Origin of the sequence: Vibrio sp. ER1A, assembly GCF_000733315.1 — a bacterium.
Taxonomy (GTDB): Bacteria; Pseudomonadota; Gammaproteobacteria; order Enterobacterales; family Vibrionaceae; genus Vibrio; species Vibrio mediterranei.
Genome location: NZ_JPJA01000079.1, coordinates 1 through 1,224 on the forward strand (window position 1 = coordinate 1; position 1,224 = coordinate 1,224).

The following is a 1,224-nucleotide window of genomic DNA, read 5'->3' on the forward strand; positions in this document are numbered from 1 at the left end:
AATTCGGCAACAAAGCCCATCGGATGTTACGCTCTACTCTATAAAATGTATTAGATTTCACTCTGACGGAGGGTTCACTTGAAACGTCGAAGAACCGATATTTACTCTCATAGACCAAATGTTACTATCTATATTTTCAAAGTACTTTGTAGGTATCATAAATTCGTCTCTACCATCTTTTAATTTCCTGATGTAATAACACACTTGTTCACCACTATTACTTACTATCGAAAACTCATACTCATCATTTAACTTTACACCTATATCTAGCTTTATCTTTTTTACTAAAAAACTACCTAACGAATCCCTTCCATCTCTAGATAAATCATTGTTTTCGAACTTAACAACCCCTTCTATATCGTGAATGCTATCATGTACCAAACTATAATCTTTTATAATAGGCCAAACTTTTTCAGCTAGAAATATTTGGTCTTCATGCGTAGCATGTAATTTCTTTTTATTTTTCAAGTAAGTTTCTATCCACTCAGGTAGATTGCTAAGTAGAGCAGCTTTGACTCCCCACAAACCCGCCAGAATCAAATCACTATGAGTATACCAATCTCTTATTATATGGAAAGGAAGGGAGCTTTTTTGCCAAGAATCAACTAAAACTCGTTCTCTATTACACACTATTGAGTCTGCATCTCGGAAACAAATTAAGTTAGCGTTTTGCATCGATACAGCAGCAAATCGCCAAAAAGTACCGGGCCAATGAGCAATACCTAACTCTAAAACGTTCACTAAAGTGACACCCTTAGAGGAAAAACGTTCTAATACATAGGGTGGAACTGTATCATCATGATAAACTACAACCTCCCAGCCAGGATACGTTTTACTTGACTCCAGAATATTCAAGTACATACACTCACAGTAACCAGGCTCTGAGCCAAATAATGAATATGATAAAATGTTACGCTCAATCTTTGCGTTCCTGGAATGAATTCTATCTTCCTCTAATAACCTTCTTTCACCTTGGATTTTTTCAGAAATTGGGTCATAAACCTAACTTCTCTTGACCTTTATACATTTTTGACAGCACCCTTGTTTATTTTTACTCGACTCGAAGACTAATATCATCTTTTTTATTTACTTTTTATCGATTTACTTCAAGTGTGTTGAGCAGATTTCATTCCAATCCTCGACATTGGCCTAATCGCCACCTGAAATTTCTAAAAGTTAAACCACTGCTACCACAGATTAGAGTCAAGCCGGCGACAGAGTCGC

The 1,224-nt window shown here is 36.1% G+C and carries 1 protein-coding gene; it reads right to left on the minus strand.

All coding sequences use genetic code 11. The features are described 5' to 3' along the window. Window positions 1-57 precede the first annotated feature (57 nt). Window positions 58-855, minus strand: coding sequence for a hypothetical protein (locus HW45_RS04845; protein ID WP_152559629.1), 798 nt, complete (start codon window positions 853-855; stop codon window positions 58-60). Window positions 856-1,224 lie beyond the last annotated feature (369 nt).